Genomic DNA, 25085 nt, shown 5'->3' on the forward strand with positions numbered 1-25085 from the left:
TTAGGAATGTTTTTTACTGAGTACCGCTGTTTGCGTCCATTCGAGGACAGCATTCGTGATGACGATCAAACCGGTAAACAGGAACAACGCTTCAAAACCGAAATGACCGGCGATTTGACCACCGGCGAGCGGTCCGAGGAAGTTCCCCATGAATTGGGCCGATTGATTGTAACCGAAGATCCGTCCGGACGCATTGGCTGGTGTGTGTTTACGAAGCAGTGCTTGGACCGATGGCATCAAGGCCGCTGTCGCAAATCCGATTCCCATCCGTAAGACGATCAATTGACTCGTATCCGTGACGAACGCTTGCGGAATCAAGAAGGCGGCAAAGACGAGTAAGGCAACGAACAAGACACGTTCCGCTCCAATCTTGTCGGACAGTCGTCCGAGCCGCTGGGCAGCAATCAATGCCGCAATCCCGGGTGCTGAGGCGACGATACCCGACAGTAACGCCAGTCGTTCCGTTCCGGGACTCAGCTCTCGCACGTAGAGCGAGAGAATCGGACTGATGGATTGCGCTGCGAACTGAATCAAGAACGTCGTCAAGAATAGACTCAAGATGAGCTCCGGATGACGGAGTGATTGAATGATTTCTTTCGCGGAAGCCATTTTTTTGACTTCAAGCGGGACGAATTCTTCTTTGACGAAGAAATATGTCACGAGGAACGTCAAAAATAACGGTACGCTCGTAAAGAGAAAAACGGGTCGAAGCCCAATCATGTCGGCAAGGAATCCTCCAATCAGAGGTCCGAGCAATCCACCGGCAATCCCACCGGTCGACAATGTACCGAGCGCCCAGCCACTTTTCTCTTTCGGGGTTTGAGAGGCAATCAAGGTGATTCCGGCTGAAATGAATCCGGAGACCGCTCCCATGACGAGCCGTAAGAAAACAAGCTGATACACATCTTGCACAAAACTGATTAAAAACATGACAATCGACATTCCGAGGCTTGCCCGGAGCAACATCAATTTCCGTCCTTTTCTATCGGCAAGGCGTCCCCAAATCGGTGAGACGATGGCGGCGACGAGGAACGTTGCCCCGAACGCAATCCCGGACCAGGTCGTAATCTCCTGACGTCCATCGACGCCAAGCTCTTCAATGAATAATGGCAAAAACGGTAAAACGAGACTGAGTGCAGCGGCAGTCAAAAAACTCCCGATCCACACGACGATTAAATTTCTTTTCCACAACGGCATTGTGGCATCACTTCCTTTTTAATGGTAATTCCGGGGTCAAGCAACAACTTCTAATATACACTTCACAATGTGAAATGTCTAGGTTTTGAACTGATGCAATAGTCTCAAAGACTATTGATGGATACCTATTTTAAGCAAACGAACCGATAGTAGGAGTACCATGCAGAAGGAGTGAACACTACCATGAAACGTTTTCTCGTCAGTCTCGTCTGCGTCTCGTTTTTCAGTCTGTTGCTGCCGTCAAGCGGTCAAGCCGCTCTCCCCGTCACGCGCCATACGGTGATGTGGTCGATTCCGGAAGCGAAGTCCATCCCCGTGAAAATCAATCAGCTCGCCAACCGGCAGATGAAGCGTGTCTATCTTCATGTTGCTGTGGAGGGGGACCGGATTCTCTATCGAACATTCGTCGAGGCCGCGCATGCAGCAGGAATTGAAGTCTACTTCCTGTTCGGACAACCACGCTGGATTACGAATGAAGGCACGACCTTCCGACCGAATGTCGAAGACCCGCTCGCCTGGATTACCCTGTATCAAAGTGAGACGATGCAGCATCCGGATGGAATCAGCGTCGATCTCGAACCGTATGCCCTACCGGAGTGGACGACGAATCAATCTGCCGTCATCGCTTCTTATCAACGAATCCTGACTGCCTTTCAGGAGCGGGCAACGGCGGAAGGGCTACCATTGCAACTCTTTCTTCCGTTTTGGTTCCATACGGTCACGGATGTCTCCGGACGTCCTGTCAGTGCCTGGGCGATGGATCTTGCAAGCGAAGTGACCTTAATGAGTTACCGGACTGTCTACGGTGGTGGAAACGGCTTATCCGCCATCACGCTCGTCGATACGTTGTATGCGGCAAACCACCAGCACAACCTGTCGTACGCTCTCGAGTTCACGGAACTACCGGAGACACCGAGCATCACATTTTATGGTCAGTCACGGCAAGCCTTGAACCAACTCGTCAATCAGACGATGAACAGCTCTTTCCCCCCGCGTGCCATCGTCTATCATGACTTTGAGGCCTATCAGGCGTTCATGCAAAATACGAAGTAACTCATTGGCAAGATTCTTTCAGCTATCGATGAAAAAAGATCAATCCTTAACGGATTGATCTTTTTTGCTGTTACAGTGCTGTTTTGATTTCTTCCAACATCTTTTCGATCGATTGGATACCGCCACCGGACAGATACCACACGTCTCCACTCAAGTAGACGACCTTATTATTTTTGACGGCATCGACGTTTTTCAATAATTCATTGTCCATCGCTTGTTTCGCCGTTGCCCCTTCACCGATTGCTTCTCCACGATCGATGACGAAGATGATGCCCGGATTTTTCTTGACGATGTATTCGTACGAGACATCCTGTCCGTGGACGGATTGATCAAGAGTCGTATCGATTGCTTTTAAACCAAATGCATCGTAAATCAAGCCAAAACGAGAGCCCGGTCCGAACGCACTCATGCTCTTATCCCCCGCGAGCAGGACAAGTGACTCAGGTGCTTCTTTAGCATCCTCTTTGACTGCCGCGATTTTTTCATCTACTTCTTTTAATGCAGCTGTCGCTTCTGCTTCTTTTCCAAACAACTTACCGAGCATGTTGACGTTATCTTTGAACGACGTCATGTAGTCCTGTGTATCGATTCCTACATAAATCGTCGGTGCAATCTTGCTGAACTCTTTATACATTTCCGATTGACGGGCTGAGATCAGGATGACGTCCGGTGCAAGTTCACTGATTGCTTCAAAGTTTGGTTCTTTTAAACTTCCGACGTTCGTATACTGCTCTGCTTCATATTGCTTAAGATAGGCTGGAACGAGTTCTTTTGGTAGACCTGCCACTTCGACACCGAGTTCATCGAGTGTATCGAGTGCACCAAAATCAAAGACGACGACTTTTTTCGGGTCTTTGACGACCTCAGTTGAACCTAATTCATGTTTGATTGTTATTTTTTCGTCGCTTGAAGCGGCTGATTCATTTGTTCCTTTTCCACACGCACCGAGTGCGACGACACAAATTGCAATAACGAGTAAGAACCACTTTTTCATGTGAGTTGATCTCCCTTATGTTAAGTATAGTAGAGGCAAATTTTATGATCATCCATCTGTTCCAACGTTAAATCCATTTCATACAGGTTTTCGAGTAACGACTGTTCCATCAATTGGTCTGTCGGACCCGTCGCAACGATTTGTCCTTCTTTCATCGCGACCATCTGATCCGAGTAGACGGATGCGAAGTTCAAGTCGTGTAAGACGACGACGATCGTTTTATTTTCCTCGTCGACGAGCTTCCGGAGTAACTTCATCACCTGGACGGCATGACGCATGTCGAGGTTATTCAATGGTTCGTCGAGCAAGATATAATCCGTATCTTGGGCAATCACCATCGCGATGAAGGCGCGTTGCTTCTGACCTCCGCTGAGGGCGTTGATTTGTTTGTCTTGCATCTCTTCGAGGCCGACGTATGCAATCGCCCGATCGATTTTCTCGTGATCAAGGGCGGTCAGTCGTCCTTTCGAATACGGAAAACGACCAAACCCGACGAGCTCACGGACCGTCACACGCAGTCCGAGGTGATTGCTTTGTTTTAAAATCGACAGTCGCTTCGCCAAGTCATCTGACGGAAATTGACTGATGGCCGTCCCTTCCAGTGTGACGACGCCCGCATCCGCTTTCGCGAGACGGCTAATCATCGAGAGGACCGTACTTTTACCCGCACCGTTCGGTCCGATGAAGGATGTCAATTTACCTTTCGGGATCGTGAACGTCGCCGCTTCGACGACGGTTTTCGTTCCGAACCGTTTCGTGATGTTGTCAATCGTAATCATCGGTTGACTCCTTTCAGCAAGAGATAAATAAAGTAGCTACCACCAATCAAGTTCAAGATGACACTGAGCGTCGTCGAGAAGTTCAAGACGTGCTCGACAATCAACTGCCCCCCGACTAACGCGATCACACCAAGTAAAACTGTCGCGACCGCTAAAGCGTGATGGCGGTACGTCGGGATGAGTTGATAGGCGACATTAACAATCAATAGCCCTAAAAACGTAATCGGTCCAATCAAGGCCGTTGCAATCGAAATATAGATGGCGACGATGATTAACAGACGTTTGACGATTTTTTCATACGGAATGCCCAAGTTAATCGCATGGTCGCGTCCGAGTGCCAATACGTCGAGGAAGCGGACATACCGCCAAAGCCAAGCCGTATTCAAGACGAGGAGGACTGTCGCTAACATCAATAAGTCCGAATCGACGTTGTTGATGCTCGCGAACGAGCGATCTTGCAACAATTGAAATTCGTTCGGGTCCATCAGCAGTTGAAGGAACGAGGTGATGCTGCCGAAAAACGTTCCGAAGACGAGACCGACGAGGAGAAGGAAGTAGACGTTCCGCCCTTCCCCTCGGAACAACAATTGATACAGCACGATTGCAAAACCGACCATTAAAAGAATCGTTGCGATGAAGCGGACTTCGATTCCGACTTCAAGCAGGATTGAGCTACCGAACAAAAACAAGAGTCCGGTTTGAAGCAACATATACAGTGAATCGAGACCGATGACGTTCGGTGTCAAAATCCGGTTCATCGTCACGGTTTGGAAGATCAAGGTCGAGACCCCGATCGCGACACTCGTGACAAGCATCGCTGCTAACTTTGTAAAGCGCCTTGGAACGACGTATCCGAGTGCCCCTTGTAAGTTCAACGTCATATAGCCAACCATGCATAATAACGCGAGGACGCCCAGCCAAATCAATCGTTTACGATAAGCCATAACGATCCCTCCTAAACAAGAGGTAGAGGAACAAGCCACTGCCGATCGTCCCGACCATCAAGCTAATCGGAATCTCATACGGTGCAATCAACAGGCGGCCCGCAATGTCACAGACGAGGACGAACAAGGCACCGAACAGAGCCGTTGACGGTAACGTCTTTCGTAAGTGATCGCCGTACCAAATCGAAATCAAGTTCGGCACGATCAGACCAAGAAACGGAATCACACCGACCGATAAAATCACGGCTGAAGCAATCAATGAAACAATCGCCAGCCCGAGCTGCATGACACGCTTATGGGAGATACCAAGATTTTGTGAAAATTCTTCTCCCATTCCGACAATCGTAAACCGGTGGGCATAACGATAAGCAATGAACAGCAACGGAACAGTTATGTAAAGCAATTCGTAGCGTCCCTTTGTGATCATCGAAAAGTTTCCCTGCATCCATCCTTCTAAGCTTTGCAGCAAGTTAAACCGCAATGCGAGAAACGTCGTCAAGGCACCGACGATACTGCCGAGCATCAACCCGACGAGTGGAATGAAAATGACATCCTTCATTTTGATCCGTTCGAGAATCCGCATGAACAAGAGCGAACCACCAAACGCAAATCCAAATGAAATGAGCATCTTAATCAGTGGATGTGCATCACTAAAGCCAATCATTGAAACGACGATTCCGAGTTTCGCGAAATCCATCGTTCCCGCCGTCGTCGGTGAAACGAAGCGGTTTTGTGTAATCTGTTGCATGATCAATCCCGCAATGCTCATACCCGCTCCAGCCAATAAGATACTTAAAAGTCGTGGTATCCGACTCATCAAGAACAATTCCCATTCCGTCTCGCTCCAAGATAAAATTTCTGTTAAATCGAGGTCAGCGACACCAACAAACATGGAGCCGATTGAGACACATACGAGGAGGATTCCCCAAATTATAATCGACATCGTAGTCTCCTTGTGAAGATAATGATATTCATTCTCATTGAGAACATTCTCATTCTCTCTTTTTTCCAGGCTTCCGTCAACCGTTATTCTGATATTTTTTTAGAAAGTCTTTTTCGCGGTCACATAAAAGTGCGTTTTTTTGAACAACATTCAGTACAGTGACCTCGTGGGTTTTGAACAACATTCAGTACAGTGACCTCGTGGGTTTTGAACAACATTCGCTTCTACCACGGTTCGCTTGCTTAGGGGCAAGCGGGAAGCCGCTTCGCTTTTTACAAAAGCTGCAGGGTCTCCCCTTGCTTGCTCGTGAACCTTTTCAAGGTTCACTGATTCCCTCAAGCGTCTCACCGTTTTCGAAGCAAGTTGTTCAAGTTATCCCTATTTCCGTTTAAGGCGCTACATCTTATCAATTGGTGTTCTCACTTCTGTGGAAGTTCAGACACGCGTTAACTAATCTGTTCTAGAACGTCATTTGTCGGAAAAGCACCTGTCTAAAAGATTCGCTTCCCGTGACTCCTATGGGAAAAAGCGCAAGAAACTCTTGCGCTGTCAGAGGCAAGCGAGACCCTGCTACTTGTCCCGGTAGGATCAAGTAGCAACGGCTTGCGCCTCGCCCGAGGAAAGCGCGGGAAGAAAGAAACTTTATCCCCCAACATTCTTGAATCGTTCTCTACGCAAAATAAAAAGAGGTAACCCCCACAATTAAGTGAACGGTTACCTCATCGCTTGACGATTTGTGCCAAACAAGTATTTCTTATTTTCCTAAGTTATCGAGCATGATTCCTGTCCCGCGTGCGACACATAACATTGGATCTTCTGCAATCAAGACCGGTAACCCAAGCTCTTTTGCCAACAACTGATCGATTCCGTCGAGCAATGCCCCACCACCCGTTAAGATGATGCCGCGGTCGATGATATCTGCTGCGAGTTCCGGTGGTGTCTTCTCGAGAACCCGTTTTGTCGCTTCAACGATTTCCATCGCTGATTCTGCGAGTGCTTCATGAATTTCCTGTGAGCTGACCGTAATGTTATGCGGCAGCCCTGTGACGAGATTGCGTCCCCGGATGTCCATCTCTTCCTGACGTCCGTCTTCTGAGACCGTTGCGACCGTCATCTTGACGTTTTGTGCCGTCCGTTCACCGATGATTAACTTATGCCGATCTTTGATCGCCCGAATGATATCGTAATCAAATCGATCTCCTGCAACTTTGATTGTTTCGCCACAGACGATATCTCCCATCGAGAGTACCGCAACATCCGTCGTCCCGCCACCGATGTCGATGACCATATGTCCCGCAGGCATCCAAATGTCCATCCCTGCTCCGACCGCGGCTACTTTCGGTTCGACTTCGAGGAAGACGGTTTTCGCGCCCGATTTTTCTCCTGCCTGACGAATCGCTTTTGCTTCGACCGTCGTGATGCTCGCTGGTGTACAAATCAACATCCGAACGCCACCGAACATGCTGCGGACCTCAATTTTATCGATGAAGTGACGTAACATGGCTTCCGTCATCTCGAAATCTGCGATCACACCATCTTGGAGCGGACGAATCGCGACGATGTTTCCCGGTGTCCGGCCTACCATTAAATGTGCTTCCGTACCTACTGCATGAATTTTGCCGGTCGCTTTATCAATGGCGACGACTGAAGGTTCATCGAGGACAATTCCTCTTCCCTTTACATGAATGACGACATTGGCAGTTCCTAAATCAATTCCGATATCTTTTGAAAACATCTCGCGTGATCTCCTTTACCAGCTGGCTATTATTCCATAATTTAGAACGTCGTTTGGACGTCTAACCCATTTATGTATACATACCTTTCAATTTTAGCACAGGCAAACAAAAAGAGACGACTTTCTTTTTCAGAAAGTCGTCTCTCGTTAATGAAATGGAATAATAGCTTAAGATTAAAGCTTTGTCGCTGCCGTTTCTTCGACAACCGCTGTTTCTTCTGTGATGCGCTCGACATCTGCGCCAAGGGCTTGCAGTTTCAAGTGGAAGTCAACGTATCCACGATCGATGTGATGGAGTGCACCGACACGTGTTTCACCTTCAGCAATCAAACCAGCTGTGACAAGCGCTGCACCAGAACGAAGGTCTGTTGATAAGACTTCTGCTCCTTGAAGCTGAACACCACCTGTGATGATGGATGAGCGTCCTTCGATTTTGATATCAGCATTCATACGGCGGAATTCTTCCACGTGCATGAAGCGGTTTTCGAAGACCGTTTCCGTGATGACCGATGTTCCTTCAGCTTTTAAGACAAGCGCCATCATCTGTGCTTGAACGTCTGTCGGGAAACCAGGGTGTGGCATCGTCTTCACGTCGACAGCAACCAATTTCTTAGGTCCGACAACACGAAGCCCTTCTTCTGTATCCGATACTTGAACACCCATCTCTTCCATTTTTGAGATCAATGGACGAAGATGCTCACGCTCAGCACCGATGACTTCGACGTCACCTTCTGTGATTGCTGCTGCAATCATGAATGTTCCGGCTTCGATCCGGTCTGGAATCACGTAGTGGTTGCCACCGTGTAATTTTTCGACACCTTCGATACGGATCGTTTCCGTACCTGCGCCACGGACTTTCGCGCCCATCGCGTTCAAGAAGTTCGCGAGGTCAACGATTTCAGGTTCTTTCGCAACGTTCTCGATGACTGTCGTGCCTTCAGCGAGTGTTGCCGCCATCATGATGTTTTCTGTCGCACCGACAGAAGGGAAATCAAGATAGATTTTTGCACCTTGGAGACGACCATCGACTTGTGCTTCAACAAAACCGTTTCCGATGATTGTTTTAGCGCCCATCGCTTCGAATCCTTTTAAGTGAAGGTCAATTGGACGTGATCCGATTGCACAGCCACCCGGCATCGCAACGCGTGCGCGACCGAGACGTGCAAGGAGTGGACCCATGACAAGAATCGATGCCCGCATTTTACGGACGTATTCAAGTGGTGCTTCGTCTTTTAGTTCCGGTTCTGCATTGACGGTAACCGTATTCGCTTCTGCATCGAATTCGACTTGTGCGTTTAAGTTCCGTAAGACATTGTTGATTGTATAGACGTCTGCGAGACGTGGTACGTTTTGAAGGACCGATTGACCTTCTGATGCGAGCAATGTCGCAACCAACGTTTTTAAGACTGCATTTTTTGCACCTTCTACTTTTACTGTTCCAGCTAATTTACGTCCGCCACGGACAACAATTTTTTCCATTACCCATACTCCTCTGCTTCGTTTCTTTTCTATTCGTACAATTCGTGATTGGTGTTGATCATAGTTGAAAAGTCAACGAATGATAGAAAGAAACTTTCCTATAGTTATCTCTCGTGCCAAAAGCCAATACGATTTTCAGTGTCATAATCAATGTGTTTCTTCATTATAAGAATACTATCCTTTTCCATACTAATTCAGATGACCAAATTAGGGTTTACAAGGAAGTTACAAGTTCAGCCTACTAAAAATTGAAGACGTTGGGCGAATCCCGAATACTCCAGCAAAAAGCGACCGACGAGGGAACCGAGTGCAATCGCAAGCAACGTCCGTAACGCAATGGCGTGTGGACCTTTAGGATGTTGGAGGATTTTTTCCCACTTGACTGGTAAGAGTGACCACCAGGCAAGAACAATTGCCATTACATAAACGAGCATACTTACTAAAGCACTTAAACCAATTGACGTCACGCGCTTGCACCTCTTCTTCGTGTTTTCTTCAACCTTACCATGATTTCACAAAATGAATGATTTCGCAAACAAAAAAGCACAATATGCATTTATTTTAGCGCATAAAATATATTTATTAAAGATGATTGTCACAATTTCTATAGAAGTAAGGATGAAAAGTTTGTGAATAAGAGGTCTATATGGTACTTTTACTATTTTTCGCCATCTTAAACCTGAATCGCCTTAATCCTAAAGAAAACGCTTTTAAATTGACGTTTTCTACAAAAAAAGACCCGATTTCCACGAGGGAAACCGGGTCTTTTACTTGAATCAATCGCGACCGTAGTCTTTTAAATCGAGACGGTTAATTGCCCGTTTCAATGAAAGCTCTGCGCGTTTGAACTCAAGATCTGATAATTTCGTGTCCTGGAGACGTCGTTCTGCACGAACCTTCGCAGCCGCAGCACGGTCATAATCGACCTTATCTGCCTGCTCCGCTGTTTCTGCAAGAACCGTTACAGTATCCTGGCGCACTTCCATAAAGCCACCGCTGATAGCGATCAACGTGCGTCCGCCATCTTCGTGGCGCAACTTCAAGATGCTGATGTCGAGTGGTGTTACGAGCGGTACGTGGTGCGGGAGGACCCCGATTTCACCCGTTATCGTTTTCGCAACGACCATACGGACATCGCCATCATACACTTCGCCATCCGGGGTGACGATATTGACATGAAGTGTGTTCATCTCAAGTCCCCCTTATGCTTTGTCACTTAGACAAGCGCCTTCGCTTTTTCAATCGCATCTTCGATCGGACCGACGAGACGGAATGCTTCTTCCGTCAAATCATCGTGTTTGCCATCGAGGATTTCTTTGAAGCCGCGGATCGTGTCCTTAACTGGGACGTACGATCCTTTTTGTCCTGTGAACTGCTCAGCTACGTGGAAGTTCTGCGACAAGAAGAACTGGATACGACGCGCACGGTGAACACTTAACTTGTCATCTTCCGACAACTCGTCCATACCGAGGATTGCGATGATATCTTGAAGTTCTTTATAACGCTGAAGTGTTTCCTGAACTTGACGTGCTACAGCGTAATGCTCTTCACCGACGATTTCAGGTGAAAGGGCGCGTGATGTAGAAGCAAGTGGATCCACGGCAGGATAAATACCCATCTCAGAGAGACGGCGCTCAAGGTTCGTCGTTGCATCTAAGTGAGCAAACGTCGTCGCAGGAGCCGGGTCAGTATAGTCATCGGCTGGTACATAAACCGCTTGGATTGATGTAACCGAACCTTTGTTTGTTGACGTGATACGCTCTTGGAGCATACCCATCTCTGTTGCAAGTGTTGGTTGGTAACCAACGGCAGATGGCATACGACCGAGAAGGGCTGATACCTCTGAACCTGCTTGCGTATAACGGAAGATGTTATCAACGAAGAGAAGAACGTCCTGTCCTTGCTCATCACGGAAGTACTCAGCCATTGTCAAACCAGTCAAGGCAACACGAAGACGTGCACCAGGTGGTTCGTTCATCTGACCGAAGACCATCGCTGTTTGTTTGATAACGCCTGAATCCGTCATCTCATGGTACAAGTCATTACCTTCACGTGTCCGCTCACCAACACCTGCGAATACCGAGATACCGCTGTGCTCTTGGGCGATATTGTTGATCAATTCCTGGATGAGGACGGTCTTACCTACACCGGCACCACCGAAGAGACCGATCTTACCACCTTTGATGTAAGGAGCAAGTAAGTCAACGACTTTAATTCCTGTTTCAAGAATTTCAACTTTTGTTGAAAGGTTATCGAACGTTGGTGCTTTTTTGTGAATCGGAAGACGTTCCACGCTTGCATCAAGTTCTTTTTCATCAATTGGGTTACCGAGTACGTTGAATACGCGACCGAGAGTCGCTTCACCGACGGGTACCGAGATTGGAGCGCCTGTATCCAGGACTTCCACTCCACGGCGTACACCATCCGTCGAATCCATCGCAATGGTACGGACGACATCGTCACCAAGGTGTAATGCGACCTCAAGCGTTAAGTCGATAGCCACTTCTTCTACAGTTTGCGGCGTATATTGAATACGAAGCGCGTTGTAGATGTTCGGTAAGTGTCCCTCTTCGAACTTAACGTCGATGACAGGTCCCATGACCGCGACGACGCGGCCTTTAAAACCGAGTTCGTTCATCGTGTTTCCTCCTACCTATCATTACGTCCTTGGGGCTTACTGCTGCGCAGCTGCTCCACTGACGATCTCTGTGATTTCTTGCGTGATTGCAGCTTGTCGAGCCCGGTTGTAGACGAGAGTCAATCGACCGATCAAGTCATCTGCGTTATCTGTCGCACTTTGCATTGCTGTCATACGTGACGCATGTTCTGCTACTTTCGCGTCAAGAAGCGCACCGAAGATCAAGCTTTCCGCATAACGCGGAAGGAGTTCAGAAAGGATTTGCTCCTCACTTGGCTCATACTCATAAGTCGTCGAAGACGAAGCTTCGATTTCTCCGAGTGGGAGAAGGGTTTCGACTTTCACTTCTTGACTGATGACAGACAAGAAATGGTTGTAGCTCAGCTTGAGTTCGTCGATTTCACCGTTCGTGAACGCACTCACTGTACGCTTCACGATTTCAGCTACATCAACATACGAAGGAGAATCGTTGAGTCCTGTGATCGCGTCTGTGACCGTGATTCCGCGTGAACGGAAGAACTGAACACCGACTTTACCGACCACGTACAGAACGTAACTGTCCGTAGTGTGCTTTTCTTTGATTTCCCGGTAGACTTCACGCAGCACGTTGGCGTTATATGCACCAGCTAAGCCGCGATCCGATGTGATGACGATAAATCCAGTCTTTTTGACGGGACGTTTCTCGAGCATCGGATGGCTCGCACCTGTCGTGCCATTCGCAATGGTTCCGAGAACCTCCTGCATTTTCAGCATGTAAGGCTGGAACTTCGCGCTATGTGCTTGAGCGCGGTTTAGTTTCGACGCCGAAACCATGTTCATCGCTTTCGTGATCTGTTTCGTACTTTTCGTCGAGTTAATCCGCGTTTGTATCTCGCGCAACGATGCCATTTCGATTCACCACCTTGTTAGTATCAAGAGCGTTCAGGCGAAGCCTAAGAGTTGACCCTTAAACTGTCGCTTGGAACGTTTTCTTAAATTCTGAGATTGCTGTAACGAGTTCTTCGTCAGCCGGAAGGTTACCTGTTTTACGGATCTCATCGCAAAGCTGTTTGCGGTTTTGATCGAGCCAGAGGTTGAGTTCCTTTTCAAAACGACGAATATCCGTAACGGCAACATCATCAAGGTGACCACGAGTCAAGGCATAGATGATGATGACTTGCTTGTCGACAGTCAACGGTTGGTTAAGATCCTGTTTCAGAACCTCTACTGTCCGCTCACCACGGTTAAGCTTCGATTGTGTCGCTTTATCAAGGTCAGATCCGAACTGTGAAAAGGCTTCGAGCTCACGGTAAGAGGCGAGGTCAAGACGGAGCGTACCCGCTACCTTCTTCATCGCTTTTACTTGAGCCGATCCACCAACACGCGATACCGAGAGACCCGGGTTGATCGCTGGACGGACACCTGAGAAGAAGAGATCCGATTGAAGGAAGATTTGACCATCCGTAATCGAGATAACGTTCGTCGGGATGTAAGCCGAGATATCCGACGCTTGTGTCTCGATGAACGGAAGTGCTGTTAAGCTACCTGCGCCAAGCTCGTCGTTCAATTTCGCCGCACGCTCAAGAAGGCGTGAGTGAAGGTAGAAGACATCCCCTGGGTAAGCTTCGCGGCCTGGTGGACGCTTCAAGAGAAGCGAAAGCTCACGGTATGCAGCTGCTTGTTTTGAAAGATCATCATAGATGACAAGAACGTGCTTGCCGAGATCCATGAAGTGTTCACCCATCGCTACACCAGCGAATGGTGCGAGGTAAAGAAGTGGTGCCGGCTGTGAAGCAGCGGCAGAAACGACGATCGTGTAATCAAGTGCACCGTTTTTACGGAGTGTTTCAACAACACCACGGACTGTTGATTCTTTTTGTCCGATTGCGACGTAAATACAGATCATGTTTTCTTCTTTTTGGTTGATGATTGTATCGATGGCGATCGACGTTTTACCTGTCTGACGGTCACCGATGATCAACTCACGTTGTCCACGACCGATTGGAACGAGGGCATCAATTGCCTTGATTCCTGTCTGAAGTGGTTCGTGAACCGATTTACGTGCCATAACGCCAGAAGCTTTACGCTCGATTGGGTTATAGTGCTCCGTTTCGATTGGGCCAAGACCATCGATTGGCATACCGAGCGGGTTAACGACGCGACCGAGCAATGCGTCCCCTGTTGGTACTTCCATGATGCGTCCTGTACGGCTAACTGAATCGCCTTCTTTAATATCAAGGTAGTCACCAAGAATGATGATACCAACGTTGCCTTCTTCTAAGTTTTGCGCCAAGCCCATTGTGCCGTTAGCGAATTCTACGAGCTCTCCCGACATGACGTTGTCGAGTCCGTGTGCACGAGCGATACCATCACCAATTTGGATGACCGTACCCGTCTCGTTCACTTCCATCGTAGAACCGTACTGCGCGATACGCGCTTTAAGCAGGGCGCTGATTTCTTCAGCTCTAATGCTCATGCGTTTCACCCCTATTTTCTTACGCTTTTAACAGCTCACGCTCAAGTCGCGTTAGTTTCGTTTCGATCGTGCCGTCATATGTCGTGTAACCGATTTGGACGCGAAGTCCTCCGATTACGTTCGTATCAACAACATTTTCTACTTCAAGCGTTTTACCTGATTTTTGGCCGAACGTTTCTTTCACTTTCGTGATTTCCGCGTCTGACAATTTGTATGCACTCGTCACGACAGCTGTCGCAACGTTACGGTGTTCATTCAATAACGCAATGAAATGCTCCGCCAAAGACAATACTTCCGCCGCACGGTCGTTTTCGACCATGACGAGGATGGTATTTGAAACAATCGTGTTGAAGCCCGTGAAGCTCGTCTGTAAGACTAACTTCAGCTCTTCCGCAGAAATCGATGGGTTACTTAAAACCGATGCGAGCTCTGGTGTTGCGTGGAGCACTTCGCCGAGCGTCCGCACATCAGCTTCTGCTTGCTCGAGCACATGATGCTCAAGCGCAAGATCGAAGAGCGCTTTTGCGTAGCGTCCCGCTACGTGATCACGCATTAGTTCGTGCCCTTAGTGTCAGCAAGGAATTGATCGACGAGCGCGCGCTGAGCGGCTTCGTCTGTCGCAAGCTGTGTTTTCATGACGTGGCGTGCTGCAGCGATTGCTTGAAGAGCAACATCGTTCTTCAAAGCAGCTTGTGCTTCAGCGCGTTCACGGTCGATTGCACGGCGAGCTTCTTCCTTACTCATTTCTGTCTCAAGACGTGCCTGCTCCATCGCACGTGCTTGTTCTGCCTCAGCTTGACGGCGTGATGATTCTAATAAGTCACGTGCTTCCGTACGTGCCTTATTTAATTCTTCTTGTTGTTGTTCTACGTAGACTTCAGCGTCTTTACGGCTTTTTTCAGCCGAGTTGATCTCGCTAGCCACATGCTCTTCCCGCGCTTTCATCATGTTGATGAGCGGGCCCCAAGCGAATTTCTTCAAGAGGATGAGGAGCAAGAGGAAAACGACGATCGTGACGATCATATTGGCAAGTAAAAGGTGGCTTTCTTCGCCGCCTGCTTCTGCCGCAAGATACGTAAGATTCATTCGATTACACTCCCCTCGTGGTTGGTCCAACTTCTTATATCTACATAAGGGAGCAAAAGCTCCCGTGACGGTTCACTCCTGTCGAACGAATAACGCCCTATGTAGCTCATTTCTTAAACTATGGATTAAGAGTTGAGGAGAAGGAAACCGACCGCTACACCGATGATTGGAAGTGCCTCAACAAGACCGATACCGATGAACATTGTTTGACGAAGTTCGTTTTTGAGTTCTGGCTGACGTGCTTGTCCTAATACTGTACCGTTTACGATAAGACCGTTACCGATACCAGCGCCAAGTGCGCCGAGTCCGATGATGATCGCTGTTGCAATAAGTTCCATTATAAATTGCCTCCCTAGATTGTGTTCGAAATTTGGTCGTGCGATTATCGGAAAAGCAGATGCTTTACCTTCGAATTAATGGTCGTGCGCTGCCTTATGTCCGATGTAAACCATCGTCAGGATAAGGAAGATATACGCTTGGATCGCTCCGATGAAGAGTGAGAATCCTTGCCAAATCAGCATTGGAATCGCTGAAAGGATGACACCGACTGGTCCGAGGAATTGGAAATCGTTCGTTCCAGAGATGATTCCGATCGAGAGAATGATTCCGATCATGATTTCACCAGCGAAGATGTTCCCGTAAAGACGAAGACCGAGTGTCAACGTGTTTGCGAATTCTTCAATGATGGTAATAATAAACATCGGCGTCATAAACGTTTTCGCATATGCACCGAAGCCGCGCATTTTCACACCGTAATAATGGCTCATGACCACTACCATAGATGAAAGTGCAAGTGTCACGTACGGATCCGCAGTTGGTGAGTTGAACCAAATGTAGTGACCCGTCACAACGTTAAATGGGAGACCCATTAAGTTGGACACGATGATGAATAGGAACAGTGTCATTCCGAAAGTAAGGAAGCGACCCCCTGTTTTCCAATCCATCGTACTGCTGATGATTCCGCGAACGAATTCGAGGAACCACTCTAGCGTGTTTTGAAAACCGGTTGGCTTCATCGCGAGACGTCGCGTACCGGCCACGGCAATCAGGAAGACGAGAGCAGCTGCTATCAGCACTGTGATCAAGTTCGTCCAGCTACCGTACAGAACGAAGTCGCCCCAGAGTGGGATTTCGTAAAGTGGCATTTCGTGGTTCATTTGACTATTCACCTCTTTTCCCGCTTAAGTTCGTGAGTCAAGAACTCACAAAATTGTATGACGTGGCCGGCGAGAAGGCCTATTACCACCGCAGTTAATGACAATTCGGCTTCGTACTTCAAACCGATCATCACACAAAGTACCGCGACCGCCATGCGTGATACGGTCCCTCGAGACATCGGCTTGCGCCCACGCTCGATTACACGATACATTCGATCGACGCTTAATCGTTGCAGCGTCAAGATCATGAAGCTACCTGCCCCACCTAATGCCAGCCCATAAATCACTGGATCACTCGGATAACCGACAAGTAACAAGACAGCCAGGATTCCATAATAGAGTCCAAACCATCGTAAGTACGCACGATACAACGCATCTTGAAGGATTATGTTCATGTCTTGTCTCCTAACAAGTGCCTGATCATTGCGATCATGCAAAGAATGCCGATGAAAATCCCGATGAACACTGAGAATGTCGCTCCCATCTTTTGCCACCAGTCCTGTTGTTCCCCATAGTTCCCAACAAGGAAGCCGATGACGATTGGTGCGGCAAGTGCCGTCGAAATTTGCGAGGCCATGACCATACTCGTTGCGAGCCCTTTTTGGCGCACTAGAGACGACCCCCTTTTCCCAATTGCAGGTTCTTTTTCTTTCCCACAATTTGCGGATTTTCATACTAGTCAAGAATACAATGAGAACCATTTCATAGTCAAATGAATTCACAAATAAAATAGACCGCTGAAACCATTGTATATCAACGATTGATAAGGTTTTCACAGAGGTACCCCATCCACCTCTTTTCACGAAGATGTGAAGAAAATATGTAGTGCTATCAACGTTTAAAGAGATGGTTCACTTGATGAACAAAACCATTGAACAGTAACGTTATATCGCGTTCTGGAATGAGAAACAAGCCGTCTAAAATTGATTTGTGTCGATTTTGTGAAAAAGTAATTTTTGTTCAAGATTGGAAGCGCTTTCGATTCGGGACAGGAAAACGCGCCTGACATCTGTTTGTAACAAAGGATTTAAAGCATTTCCAATTTGTCTGTTGTGTTGCTTGTCACAGCTTGAAATGTCATGAATCGATTATAGGTTTTAAGGTCAGCACGATGATTTAGATTTTACATTTTCTTCACAATCAGGCAGATTGAGGCGTTTGTTTCTTAGTTAAAGATATATTGATGTATGTTTACTCACCGCTTTTTGTTTAGTGATTATCGGATAGACCATTATTGATTATTGAATAGACCTTTCGCTATTTCCTCTCGCTTTCCTTGGGCGGGACGCAAGCCGCGATTTCCCTATCGGGTAACCGGGTCTCGCTTGTCCCTGTCGGAAGCGTTCCGCTTCCTCTTCCCATAGGAGTCGAGAGGAATTGCTCAAGGCTATTCAATTTACAAGTGACTAACAACACTACGCCTTGATCAAAGTTTAGTAGAGCGTAATTGAAAAGGACGTACCCCGGTCGACTCGACTCCTACGGGAAAAGAAACCACAGTTCATCGTGGTTTCGTCAGAGGGAAACAAGACCCGGCTTGGCACACACCATTACCGAGTCGCGACTTGTCCCTCGCCCGAGGAAAGCGAGGTCGACGGGAACGTCTGAGACAACTTACGGAAGTTAACCTTAAATGGAATCATTAAAAAGGACGCATCCGTTCGTCTTGATTCCCGTGGGAACGGCAAGATATACGGAAACGCCCTAAATAAACATTTTTTGGACTGGATTACTTTATTTTAGATATCCGCATGAAAGGGTTCTGGAGTTTCCCCTTGATTGAAGTGCGCTAAAATCGCTGCTGCAATCCGCTCCGACGCATGACCATCCCCGTAAGGATTTGAAGCATGCGCCATTTTTGCATAGGCCGCTTCGTCTTCAAGCAACTCGCTCGCCATCCGGTAAATCGTCTCTTCATCTGTTCCAGCAAGTTTCAACGTACCGGCTTTGACTCCTTCCGGACGCTCCGTCGTATCGCGTAACACAAGGACAGGTACGCCGAGAGAGGGTGCCTCTTCCTGGACACCACCCGAATCCGTCAAGATGAGATGCGCCCGACTTGCGAAGTTATGGAAATCAAACACATCGAGCGGTGGAATTAACGTGATGCGGTCATGTCCCCCAAAGATTTCAGCCGCTGTTTCCTGGACGACCGGATTCAAATGGACCGGATAGACGACGTGCACGTCCGGATATGTATCGACGAGTCGACGGATCGCCCGGAACATCTGATGCATCTTCTCTCCGAGGTTTTCTCGCCGGTGTGCCGTCATCAAGATGAGGCGCCGTTTGCCGACTGCCTCGAGCACAGGGTGAACATAATCCGGCTGGACCGTCGTCTGCAGGGCATCGATTGCCGTATTTCCTGTGATGTAGACACCTGCCTTCCGGTTTTCAGACGCAAGGTTCGCCGCCGCCTGATCGGTCGGTGCAAAGTGCAGATCTGCGAGTGTCGACGTCAATTGACGATTGACCTCTTCCGGAAACGGTGAGTATTTATTATATGTACGGAGTCCGGCTTCGACGTGTCCGACGGCGATTTGATTGTAGTAGGCAGCAAGACTGCCGACGAACGTCGTCGTCGTGTCGCCATGAACGAGAACGAGATCCGGTTTGACATCCTTCATGACGAGATCGAGTCCTTCGAGACCACGCGTCGTGATGTCGACGAGCGTCTGACGGGGTTGCATGATATTGAGGTCAGAATCCGGTTCAATCTCGAACATGCGTAACACTTGATCGAGCATTTCCCGGTGTTGCGCCGTGATCGTCACATGGACATCGAACGCTGGATTTTGTTTTAAGGCATTGACGAGCGGTGCCATCTTGATGGCTTCCGGTCGTGTTCCAAAGATGGGCATGACTTTGATGGGCATCATTACTTCCTCCTTTTTCTACTTCCTCCATTTAAGCATAGTTGAAAGCTGTCCTGCATCTTACAACAAAAAAAGCAGCCTGCCGGGAGTGGCAGACTGCTTCTGTCTTACTTCGTACCGAACAAACGATCACCGGCATCCCCTAGTCCAGGGACGATGTAGCCGTGGTCGTTCAGTTTTTCATCGAGTGCCGCGAGGTAAATATCGACATCCGGATGCTCTTCCTGAACGCGTTTAACGCCTTCAGGTGCTGCACACAGGCAAGCCAGTTTAATGCTTTTCGCGCCTTGTTTCTTTAAAGAGGAGATTGCGTCAGCAGCCGAGCCGCCTGTCGCAAGCATTGGGTCGACGACGACAAAATCACGTTCTGCGACGTCAGTCGGCAACTTGAGGTAATATTCCGTTGGTTCAAGCGTCTCTGGATCACGGTAAAGACCGATGTGACCGACTTTGACGTTCGGCATCATCCGAAGCATCCCGTCGACCATCCCTAGTCCTGCGCGAAGGATTGGAACGATTCCGAGCTTCTTGCCTTCAATCATCTTCTGCGTCGTTTTCGTGACCGGTGTCTCGATCGCGACTTCTGTGAGTGGAAGGTCACGCGTGATTTCATATGCCATCAATGAAGCCACTTCGTCGACAAGCTCCCGGAATTGTTTCGTCCCCGTTTCGACTTTACGCATGATTGTCATTTTGTGCTGAATCAATGGGTGATCAAATACATGTACTTTACTCATTGTTTGCATCTCCTCTCAATTCTCTTTTCGCATTGTACTCCAAAAAGTGACCGCTTGGGAACAGTTTTTTTGGAATCACTCCTCCCCAAGCGTACTTTTCCCGTCAAGAATCGCTTGCGCTGCATAGGACCATTCATTATCTGGTTGCTTCGCTAATTCTTCTAACGTCGCCTTATAATTGCCGACCTTATTCTTTTGTTCATAGACGGCCTGCATCCATAACACATCACTCATGTAACCGGAATCCGGGAAGTCCTCTCGATACGCGACATAATCCGTTTGTTTCGTTTCACCTAACTTGCCTGCAGCAATCAATTGATAAAAACGTGCCATGCCCTTCGTTGCGTCATCCGTTAACACAGTTCCCGTCAACAAGCGGTTCGCTGACTTATAATCTTTTTCTTGCGTCGCAGCGATCGCCTGTTTCAATGTTTCTTCAGGAGAAAGCGTCTTCTTTGCATCCGTAGTCGCTTTTGGTTTCGCTGTGTCTTTTGGTTTCGCTGTGTCTTTTGATTTCACTGGTGCTTGTTCTGTCAGCTGTTCATTTTTTTCTTTTAATTGCTCGACTTCTTTTTCAAGCGCGGCCAATTTTTGTTCAACGTTCTCTTGATTGGTCACGACCGGCACTTCTTCCGGTTGTGACCAATCAAGTTGAAAGAGACCGAGAACGGCAAGACCCGCAACAAGCAATCCGCCGAGCATAAACGGATTCGATTGCAGCTGCTTTTTCCACGGTTTGAGCTGCGGATGATTTTGGACAGCTGCTGGGAGCATGGAAAAACGTTTTTTGACGAGTCGTTTCCCGCCCGCTTTTCCGGCGATTGCTAACCGGTACCGCTGGAGCTCCGCCGGAATCCCTTTGTTCTTCCACTGGCTGAACCGCGTGTCCGCTTGTTCATAAAAGCCTGCTTCTTGCATGATGACGATTGCTTTAAAGTCTTCACTGAGTCGTTTATATTCACGTTCTGTTTGACTTTTTTTAGTCAGCCAGTCCGCAATTTGAGTCGTATTGATTGTTTCAAGTTCTGATTGGACCAGTGCTGAAAATTTCATCTGACAGTTTCCACCCTTACCTTATTTTACTAAGGTTAAGTATACCAAAAATCATGGTCGTAAAATATAAGTCTTCTGACGCATGGTGGACAAAACACGGACGCCGCCTCTTGTGTCGAGACGACGTCCGCGTTATTCCACTTCGCTCAAGTAACCATCCTCGATCCGCAGGACACGGTCACAATACTCAAGCATCCGCTCATCATGGGTGATGACGATGACCGTTTTTTGTTCCTCATGGGCCTGCTTTTGTAACACTTCCATCACTTGGCGTCCGTTCGTATAATCAAGGCTTGCCGTCGGTTCATCTGCGAGGATGAGTCGCGGCTGATTGACGAGTGCCCGAATGATCGCGACACGCTGTCGTTCTCCACCCGATAAGGCGTGTGGTAAATGGTGTGCACGGTCTTTTAATCCAAAAGCGGCGAGCATCGCGGCGGCGTCAACTTTCCGCCCCGCTTCTTCTGCGACGAGTTCGAGTTGTTCCGCCGCCGTCAGGAACGGAACGAGATGCGATTCCTGAAAGATGAACCCGATCTCTTCGAGGCGCATCTTTCGGCGTGCTTCGTCCGATTGCTGATTGACGTGCTGTTCCCCAAACTGAATGTCTCCCGCTGTCGGTGTTTGCAACAATCCGAGCAGTTGGAGCAATGTACTTTTTCCACTTCCGCTCGGTCCGACTAAAGCAATCAGTTCACCCACGTTCGCTTCGAATGAAACGTCATGGAGCACGGGGACGTCACTGTAGGTCTGTTCGACATGTGTCATCTTAATCATCCTGCCATTCCTCCCATCGCGTCTGCCGGCTCAAGTTTTTTTAAGGCCCGGAGCGGAATCACGGATCCAATTAATGCCGTACCGATCAACAATGCCCCGTAACCGAGACTCGTTTCCCACTCAAAACGAAACGGAATGCCGCTCGGTAAGAATTGACTGACACCGAGCGTCACGCACAGGCTGAAAGCAAGCGACAGGAGCGTCAAGACGAACACCTGAAAGACGAGTCCGCTTCCAATCGTCCGTGTCCGAATCCCGATCGCCTTCAAAATGCCCAGTTGCTTCATTTTTTGCATCGTCAAAATATAGAAAAACGCCGTCAAAATCAAGGCGCCGATTACGACAAGCGCAATCCGCATCATTTGGAATGAATTTTGTTCCGCTGCGTAACCGGGAACTTGCTTGACGATGTCTGCTTTCGTATATGTCGTCAGGTCCGTTTTGAATGAATCCTGACTGACGAATGCCGAGACGTAGTTCGTCTGCATCTTCGCTTGCCACTCGTCCCACGACGCAAGCGTCGTCCATAACACAGGCGCATGGCTGTAGCGTCCATCCGTGACGGTACCGACGATCGTAAAGGTCATCTTCGTCCGAAAGTCGGTTACTTTGTCGCCGACTTCGGTCCCGGTCTGTTTCGCATAAGCGGTATCGACGAGAACCTCGCCTCGTTTCAACGCTTCCAGTTGCTTTGGACCGTACGCCGTGTCAGCAGGTAACGCAAACACCGTCACATCGTCCTTCGTCCCGTCCTGTTTCTCGAGGACCATGTTTTGGACGCCGAGTGCTTCCGTCCCTTTTGGTTGCTCCTGTTCCTCTAAAAACGACCGCGTCAGTTGCCCTTCCGCCTCTTGACTGAGTGCCACCTGCTCAACCGGTAAATTCCGGATGACGGCTCCATTATCGTATGCCAGTCCGTCTGCGAGCCCGGTGATCATTAAAATCAAGACGATGATTAATGTCGTCACGAGCCCCATCAGACCGAAGCGTTTTTTCATCCGGATTAGTTCACGCCAACCCATCTTCATCTAATATCCCTCCTGTATGTGCGTTACAGGTCTTATCTTACGGATGCTATATGAACGGAGCATGAACAACTCACGTCGCCCGTAAAAACGTCAGGATGAACGTCGTTCCGCTACCGATTTCCGAATCAATCCCGACCGTCCCGTGCAACTGCTTGACGGTCTCGGCGACGATGGCGAGTCCAAGCCCCGTCCCGCGCGAACCGCGTGCCGTGTCGGCTTGATAAAAGCGGTCAAAGGCATGGGCAATCATGTCGTCCGACATACCGGGACCTTCATCCGTGATACGGACAGTGACGCGCTCCGCGGTCTGTTCGGCTTCAATCGTAATCATGTCCCCGTCGTTTGAAACATGGAGGGCGTTCCGGATGACATTTTGAAAAACATGTTCGAGTGCGGCGGCATCCGCCTCGATCGTCATGTCACTCGCGACATCAACAGCGACAGCGACACCACGTTCATCGATTTGGTAGGCGAGTGTCGCGAGCGTCGTCCGAATCGCTTGTCCAAGATGGATTGACTCCAGTCGCATCCGACTTCCTTCATCGAGCCGGGCGAGGACCAGCAGTTGCCGGGTCATCTCTGCCATCCGGTCTGCTTCACGCGCAATCGTCGCCAGTTTATCCTGTCCGGCAGGTGCGACATGCGGTTGCAGTTGACCGGCGTACCCTTTAATCGTCGTCAGTGGCGACTGAAACTCGTGCGAGACGTTGGCGACGAACGTTTTGCGCTCAGCATCCGACTTCGCGACTGCTTCCGCCATCTCACCGAACCGCCGTGACAACTCTCCAATCTCATCTCGCGAGGTCGTCGCCACATGAACGGCATAGTCACCGGACGCGACTTGTTTTGTCGCATCCGTCAAGCGTTTAATCGGACGAACGAGATAGCGGATTGAGAAGGCAAGCAACAGAAAACTGATGACGACGAGTAAGCCGAGGAAGGCTCCGACGAACAAATGGAGTTCGCGGATTTGTCGGCTCAAATCCGGCCGGATGAAGACGGCGTCTGTCCCGTTTGGTGTTTTGAGCGACGCACCGACTGTATTGACGACTTCGTTGTCAAACAGACCGAGCAAAAAGAGATGAAACGGATAGTCCCGCATGCCGTGATAGACTTCCCCGGCGCGGACACGTTCGATGATCGCCGGTGCCAGTGTTTCGTCGCGGAATGCATTGCCGTGGCGAATGACGGGGCCTGTCTCCGGGACGACATAGAGCTGAAAACCCGTCGCGCTCAACATGTCGTAAAAGGAACCGGTCTGTCCGTCGCCATGCCGTTCATAGTAGGCAAACGATTGATCGACCGCCTCTTCGACCTTTTGACTATAGGAAGACTGCAAGACATTGTAGTAAAACAAGTTGCTGATCAGTAAGGAAATCAAGGCCGACACGAGCAGGACAAGACAGACGAGTCCGACGATTTTCGTATAAAGTGACTTCATCCCTTCGCCTCCAGTCGATAACCGAGACCGCGGACGGTACTGATGTGAATCGCGTCCGTTTGGCGCAAGCGACTGCGTAAGCGTTTGATATGGACGTCAATCGTCCGGTCATCACCCATGAAGTCGAGTCCCCAGACCCGTTCAATCAATTCCTCCCGACTGAAGACACGTCCCGGAAAACTCGCAAGCTGATGTAACAAGTCGAACTCACGCCTAGGCAACGTCAATTCCGTTTCACCAAGCATCACGTGTTGACTGCGTTTATCAATCGTTACGTCACCAAACCGGAGAATCGGCAGCGCCGCCTTTTGATAACGCCGGGCGACGGCGTGCAAGCGAAATAATAATTCTTCCGGGTCAAACGGTTTCGTGATGTAATCGTCGGCACCCGCCGTAAATCCGGCGCGTTTATCTGTCAGTTCCCCGAGCGCCGTCAACAGCAAAATCGGCAGTTCATCTCGTTGCCGGAGCTGTTCACATAATTCAAGTCCACTCCGCCCGGGGATCATTACGTCGAGGATCGCCGCCTCGAACGTCAGCTCGTCGATCCAGCACGCCGCTTCTTGTCCGTCTGCCGTCGCCCGGACGCGATGCCCGTCTGCTTCGAGCGTCTCGACAATCAGACGTTGGATGTTTTGGTCGTCTTCTACGACTAAAATCTCCATCTTTCGTTCCTCCTATCCTATCGTTTACTCGTCAATCAAAAAAACCAC

General features: G+C 48.9%; 26 protein-coding genes. 1 reads left to right on the forward strand and 25 read right to left on the reverse strand.

Translation table 11 applies throughout. The features are described from left to right. Nucleotides 1-1197: a multidrug efflux MFS transporter gene (locus AC0VYQ_RS13565; protein ID WP_475403798.1), complete on the reverse strand. Its 1197-nt coding sequence runs from the start codon at nt 1195-1197 to the stop codon at nt 1-3. A 183-nt stretch (nt 1198-1380) separates the two neighbouring features. On the opposite strand from AC0VYQ_RS13565, the gene AC0VYQ_RS13570 reads away from it, so the two are divergent. Continuing rightward, complete coding sequence (locus AC0VYQ_RS13570) at nt 1381-2250, forward strand: hypothetical protein (protein ID WP_475403799.1); 870 nt, start codon at nt 1381-1383, stop codon at nt 2248-2250. A 70-nt stretch (nt 2251-2320) separates the two neighbouring features. Here the strand turns inward: AC0VYQ_RS13570 and AC0VYQ_RS13575 are convergent, their stop codons facing one another. The 24 genes from AC0VYQ_RS13575 to AC0VYQ_RS13690 form a co-directional block, all read right to left on the reverse strand. Further along, the gene (locus AC0VYQ_RS13575) at nt 2321-3244 is read right to left on the reverse strand and encodes a siderophore ABC transporter substrate-binding protein (RefSeq protein WP_215115830.1); all 924 of its coding nucleotides are present in this window, start codon (nt 3242-3244) and stop codon (nt 2321-2323) included. A 20-nt stretch (nt 3245-3264) separates the two neighbouring features. After that, nucleotides 3265-4023 (reverse strand): iron ABC transporter ATP-binding protein, encoded by a 759-nt coding sequence (locus AC0VYQ_RS13580; protein WP_475403800.1) that lies wholly within the window; start codon nt 4021-4023, stop codon nt 3265-3267. Further along, the gene (locus tag AC0VYQ_RS13585) at nt 4020-4967 is read right to left on the reverse strand and encodes an iron chelate uptake ABC transporter family permease subunit (protein ID WP_475403801.1); all 948 of its coding nucleotides are present in this window, start codon (nt 4965-4967) and stop codon (nt 4020-4022) included. The genes AC0VYQ_RS13580 and AC0VYQ_RS13585 overlap by 4 nt, the downstream gene beginning before the upstream one ends. Next, nucleotides 4954-5910: an ABC transporter permease gene (locus tag AC0VYQ_RS13590; RefSeq protein ID WP_475403802.1), complete on the reverse strand. Its 957-nt coding sequence runs from the start codon at nt 5908-5910 to the stop codon at nt 4954-4956. The genes AC0VYQ_RS13585 and AC0VYQ_RS13590 overlap by 14 nt, the downstream gene beginning before the upstream one ends. Before the next feature lie 754 nt (nt 5911-6664). Continuing rightward, nucleotides 6665-7645, reverse strand: a complete 981-nt coding sequence (gene mreB / locus AC0VYQ_RS13595) for a rod shape-determining protein MreB (RefSeq protein WP_475403803.1) — start codon at nt 7643-7645, stop codon at nt 6665-6667. Between the two features lie 174 nt (nt 7646-7819). Next, nucleotides 7820-9124, reverse strand: coding sequence for a UDP-N-acetylglucosamine 1-carboxyvinyltransferase (gene murA / locus AC0VYQ_RS13600; RefSeq protein ID WP_029331739.1), 1305 nt, complete (start codon nt 9122-9124; stop codon nt 7820-7822). A gap of 233 nt (nt 9125-9357) precedes the next feature. Beyond that, nucleotides 9358-9591, reverse strand: a complete 234-nt coding sequence (locus tag AC0VYQ_RS13605) for a DUF1146 domain-containing protein (protein ID WP_029331740.1) — start codon at nt 9589-9591, stop codon at nt 9358-9360. 309 nt (nt 9592-9900) lie between these two features. Next, nucleotides 9901-10314, reverse strand: a complete 414-nt coding sequence (locus AC0VYQ_RS13610; protein ID WP_088837965.1) for a F0F1 ATP synthase subunit epsilon — start codon at nt 10312-10314, stop codon at nt 9901-9903. A gap of 26 nt (nt 10315-10340) precedes the next feature. Next, on the reverse strand, nt 10341-11762 hold the full coding sequence (gene atpD / locus AC0VYQ_RS13615; RefSeq protein WP_029331742.1) for a F0F1 ATP synthase subunit beta: 1422 nt from the start codon (nt 11760-11762) through the stop codon (nt 10341-10343). A gap of 36 nt (nt 11763-11798) precedes the next feature. Further along, the gene (gene atpG / locus AC0VYQ_RS13620; RefSeq protein ID WP_088837967.1) at nt 11799-12650 is read right to left on the reverse strand and encodes an ATP synthase F1 subunit gamma; all 852 of its coding nucleotides are present in this window, start codon (nt 12648-12650) and stop codon (nt 11799-11801) included. A gap of 58 nt (nt 12651-12708) precedes the next feature. Next, nucleotides 12709-14217 carry a F0F1 ATP synthase subunit alpha gene (gene atpA / locus AC0VYQ_RS13625; RefSeq protein ID WP_029331744.1) on the reverse strand — a complete coding sequence of 503 codons (1509 nt, stop codon included), beginning with the start codon at nt 14215-14217 and terminating at the stop codon, nt 12709-12711. 19 nt (nt 14218-14236) lie between these two features. Next, nucleotides 14237-14770 carry a F0F1 ATP synthase subunit delta gene (locus AC0VYQ_RS13630; RefSeq protein ID WP_475403804.1) on the reverse strand — a complete coding sequence of 178 codons (534 nt, stop codon included), beginning with the start codon at nt 14768-14770 and terminating at the stop codon, nt 14237-14239. Beyond that, nucleotides 14770-15303 carry a F0F1 ATP synthase subunit B gene (gene atpF, locus AC0VYQ_RS13635; protein WP_088837969.1) on the reverse strand — a complete coding sequence of 178 codons (534 nt, stop codon included), beginning with the start codon at nt 15301-15303 and terminating at the stop codon, nt 14770-14772. Before atpF ends, AC0VYQ_RS13630 begins: the two co-directional genes overlap by 1 nt. A gap of 125 nt (nt 15304-15428) precedes the next feature. After that, on the reverse strand, nt 15429-15641 hold the full coding sequence (gene atpE / locus AC0VYQ_RS13640; protein ID WP_012371545.1) for a F0F1 ATP synthase subunit C: 213 nt from the start codon (nt 15639-15641) through the stop codon (nt 15429-15431). A 75-nt stretch (nt 15642-15716) separates the two neighbouring features. Next, nucleotides 15717-16460 carry a F0F1 ATP synthase subunit A gene (gene atpB / locus AC0VYQ_RS13645; protein WP_088837970.1) on the reverse strand — a complete coding sequence of 248 codons (744 nt, stop codon included), beginning with the start codon at nt 16458-16460 and terminating at the stop codon, nt 15717-15719. Nucleotides 16461-16468: 8 nt separating this feature from the next. Further along, nucleotides 16469-16855 (reverse strand): ATP synthase subunit I, encoded by a 387-nt coding sequence (locus AC0VYQ_RS13650; protein WP_088837971.1) that lies wholly within the window; start codon nt 16853-16855, stop codon nt 16469-16471. Next, on the reverse strand, nt 16852-17070 hold the full coding sequence (locus tag AC0VYQ_RS13655; RefSeq protein WP_014971404.1) for an AtpZ/AtpI family protein: 219 nt from the start codon (nt 17068-17070) through the stop codon (nt 16852-16854). Before AC0VYQ_RS13655 ends, AC0VYQ_RS13650 begins: the two co-directional genes overlap by 4 nt. Before the next feature lie 1129 nt (nt 17071-18199). After that, a complete protein-coding gene (gene wecB / locus AC0VYQ_RS13660) occupies nt 18200-19339 on the reverse strand; it encodes a non-hydrolyzing UDP-N-acetylglucosamine 2-epimerase (protein ID WP_475403805.1) in 1140 nt (379 codons plus the stop codon). 104 nt (nt 19340-19443) lie between these two features. Then, nucleotides 19444-20073 carry a uracil phosphoribosyltransferase gene (gene upp, locus AC0VYQ_RS13665; protein ID WP_029331752.1) on the reverse strand — a complete coding sequence of 210 codons (630 nt, stop codon included), beginning with the start codon at nt 20071-20073 and terminating at the stop codon, nt 19444-19446. A 75-nt stretch (nt 20074-20148) separates the two neighbouring features. Continuing rightward, nucleotides 20149-21126 carry a hypothetical protein gene (locus AC0VYQ_RS13670; RefSeq protein WP_475403806.1) on the reverse strand — a complete coding sequence of 326 codons (978 nt, stop codon included), beginning with the start codon at nt 21124-21126 and terminating at the stop codon, nt 20149-20151. Nucleotides 21127-21258: 132 nt separating this feature from the next. Then, entirely contained in the window at nt 21259-21903 is a 645-nt protein-coding gene (locus AC0VYQ_RS13675; RefSeq protein ID WP_475403807.1) for an ABC transporter ATP-binding protein, read from the reverse strand. Continuing rightward, a complete protein-coding gene (locus AC0VYQ_RS13680; RefSeq protein ID WP_475403808.1) occupies nt 21900-22931 on the reverse strand; it encodes an ABC transporter permease in 1032 nt (343 codons plus the stop codon). Before AC0VYQ_RS13680 ends, AC0VYQ_RS13675 begins: the two co-directional genes overlap by 4 nt. A 70-nt stretch (nt 22932-23001) precedes the next feature. After that, complete coding sequence (locus AC0VYQ_RS13685; RefSeq protein WP_475403809.1) at nt 23002-24372, reverse strand: sensor histidine kinase; 1371 nt, start codon at nt 24370-24372, stop codon at nt 23002-23004. Continuing rightward, on the reverse strand, nt 24369-25037 hold the full coding sequence (locus AC0VYQ_RS13690) for a response regulator transcription factor (RefSeq protein WP_214802886.1): 669 nt from the start codon (nt 25035-25037) through the stop codon (nt 24369-24371). The genes AC0VYQ_RS13685 and AC0VYQ_RS13690 overlap by 4 nt, the downstream gene beginning before the upstream one ends. Nucleotides 25038-25085: the final 48 nt, after the last annotated feature.

It is taken from the genome of Exiguobacterium sp. QJM3NY_9 (assembly GCF_056173545.1).

Coding starts and splice junctions, on each gene's coding strand:
- AC0VYQ_RS13565 (WP_475403798.1), bottom strand. CDS start 1,197: ATGCCGTTGTGGAAAAGAAATTTAATCGTCGTGTGGATCGGGAGTTTT.
- AC0VYQ_RS13570 (WP_475403799.1), top strand. CDS start 1,381: ATGAAACGTTTTCTCGTCAGTCTCGTCTGCGTCTCGTTTTTCAGTCTG.
- AC0VYQ_RS13575 (WP_215115830.1), bottom strand. CDS start 3,244: ATGAAAAAGTGGTTCTTACTCGTTATTGCAATTTGTGTCGTCGCACTC.
- AC0VYQ_RS13580 (WP_475403800.1), bottom strand. CDS start 4,023: ATGATTACGATTGACAACATCACGAAACGGTTCGGAACGAAAACCGTC.
- AC0VYQ_RS13585 (WP_475403801.1), bottom strand. CDS start 4,967: ATGGCTTATCGTAAACGATTGATTTGGCTGGGCGTCCTCGCGTTATTA.
- AC0VYQ_RS13590 (WP_475403802.1), bottom strand. CDS start 5,910: ATGTCGATTATAATTTGGGGAATCCTCCTCGTATGTGTCTCAATCGGC.
- mreB (WP_475403803.1), bottom strand. CDS start 7,645: ATGTTTTCAAAAGATATCGGAATTGATTTAGGAACTGCCAATGTCGTC.
- murA (WP_029331739.1), bottom strand. CDS start 9,124: ATGGAAAAAATTGTTGTCCGTGGCGGACGTAAATTAGCTGGAACAGTA.
- AC0VYQ_RS13610 (WP_088837965.1), bottom strand. CDS start 10,314: ATGAACACACTTCATGTCAATATCGTCACCCCGGATGGCGAAGTGTAT.
- atpD (WP_029331742.1), bottom strand. CDS start 11,762: ATGAACGAACTCGGTTTTAAAGGCCGCGTCGTCGCGGTCATGGGACCT.
- atpG (WP_088837967.1), bottom strand. CDS start 12,650: ATGGCATCGTTGCGCGAGATACAAACGCGGATTAACTCGACGAAAAGT.
- atpA (WP_029331744.1), bottom strand. CDS start 14,217: ATGAGCATTAGAGCTGAAGAAATCAGCGCCCTGCTTAAAGCGCGTATC.
- AC0VYQ_RS13630 (WP_475403804.1), bottom strand. CDS start 14,770: ATGCGTGATCACGTAGCGGGACGCTACGCAAAAGCGCTCTTCGATCTT.
- atpF (WP_088837969.1), bottom strand. CDS start 15,303: ATGAATCTTACGTATCTTGCGGCAGAAGCAGGCGGCGAAGAAAGCCAC.
- atpE (WP_012371545.1), bottom strand. CDS start 15,641: ATGGAACTTATTGCAACAGCGATCATCATCGGACTCGGCGCACTTGGC.
- atpB (WP_088837970.1), bottom strand. CDS start 16,460: ATGAACCACGAAATGCCACTTTACGAAATCCCACTCTGGGGCGACTTC.
- AC0VYQ_RS13650 (WP_088837971.1), bottom strand. CDS start 16,855: ATGAACATAATCCTTCAAGATGCGTTGTATCGTGCGTACTTACGATGG.
- wecB (WP_475403805.1), bottom strand. CDS start 19,339: ATGATGCCCATCAAAGTCATGCCCATCTTTGGAACACGACCGGAAGCC.
- upp (WP_029331752.1), bottom strand. CDS start 20,073: ATGAGTAAAGTACATGTATTTGATCACCCATTGATTCAGCACAAAATG.
- AC0VYQ_RS13670 (WP_475403806.1), bottom strand. CDS start 21,126: ATGAAATTTTCAGCACTGGTCCAATCAGAACTTGAAACAATCAATACG.
- AC0VYQ_RS13675 (WP_475403807.1), bottom strand. CDS start 21,903: ATGATTAAGATGACACATGTCGAACAGACCTACAGTGACGTCCCCGTG.
- AC0VYQ_RS13680 (WP_475403808.1), bottom strand. CDS start 22,931: ATGAAGATGGGTTGGCGTGAACTAATCCGGATGAAAAAACGCTTCGGT.
- AC0VYQ_RS13685 (WP_475403809.1), bottom strand. CDS start 24,372: ATGAAGTCACTTTATACGAAAATCGTCGGACTCGTCTGTCTTGTCCTG.
- AC0VYQ_RS13690 (WP_214802886.1), bottom strand. CDS start 25,037: ATGGAGATTTTAGTCGTAGAAGACGACCAAAACATCCAACGTCTGATT.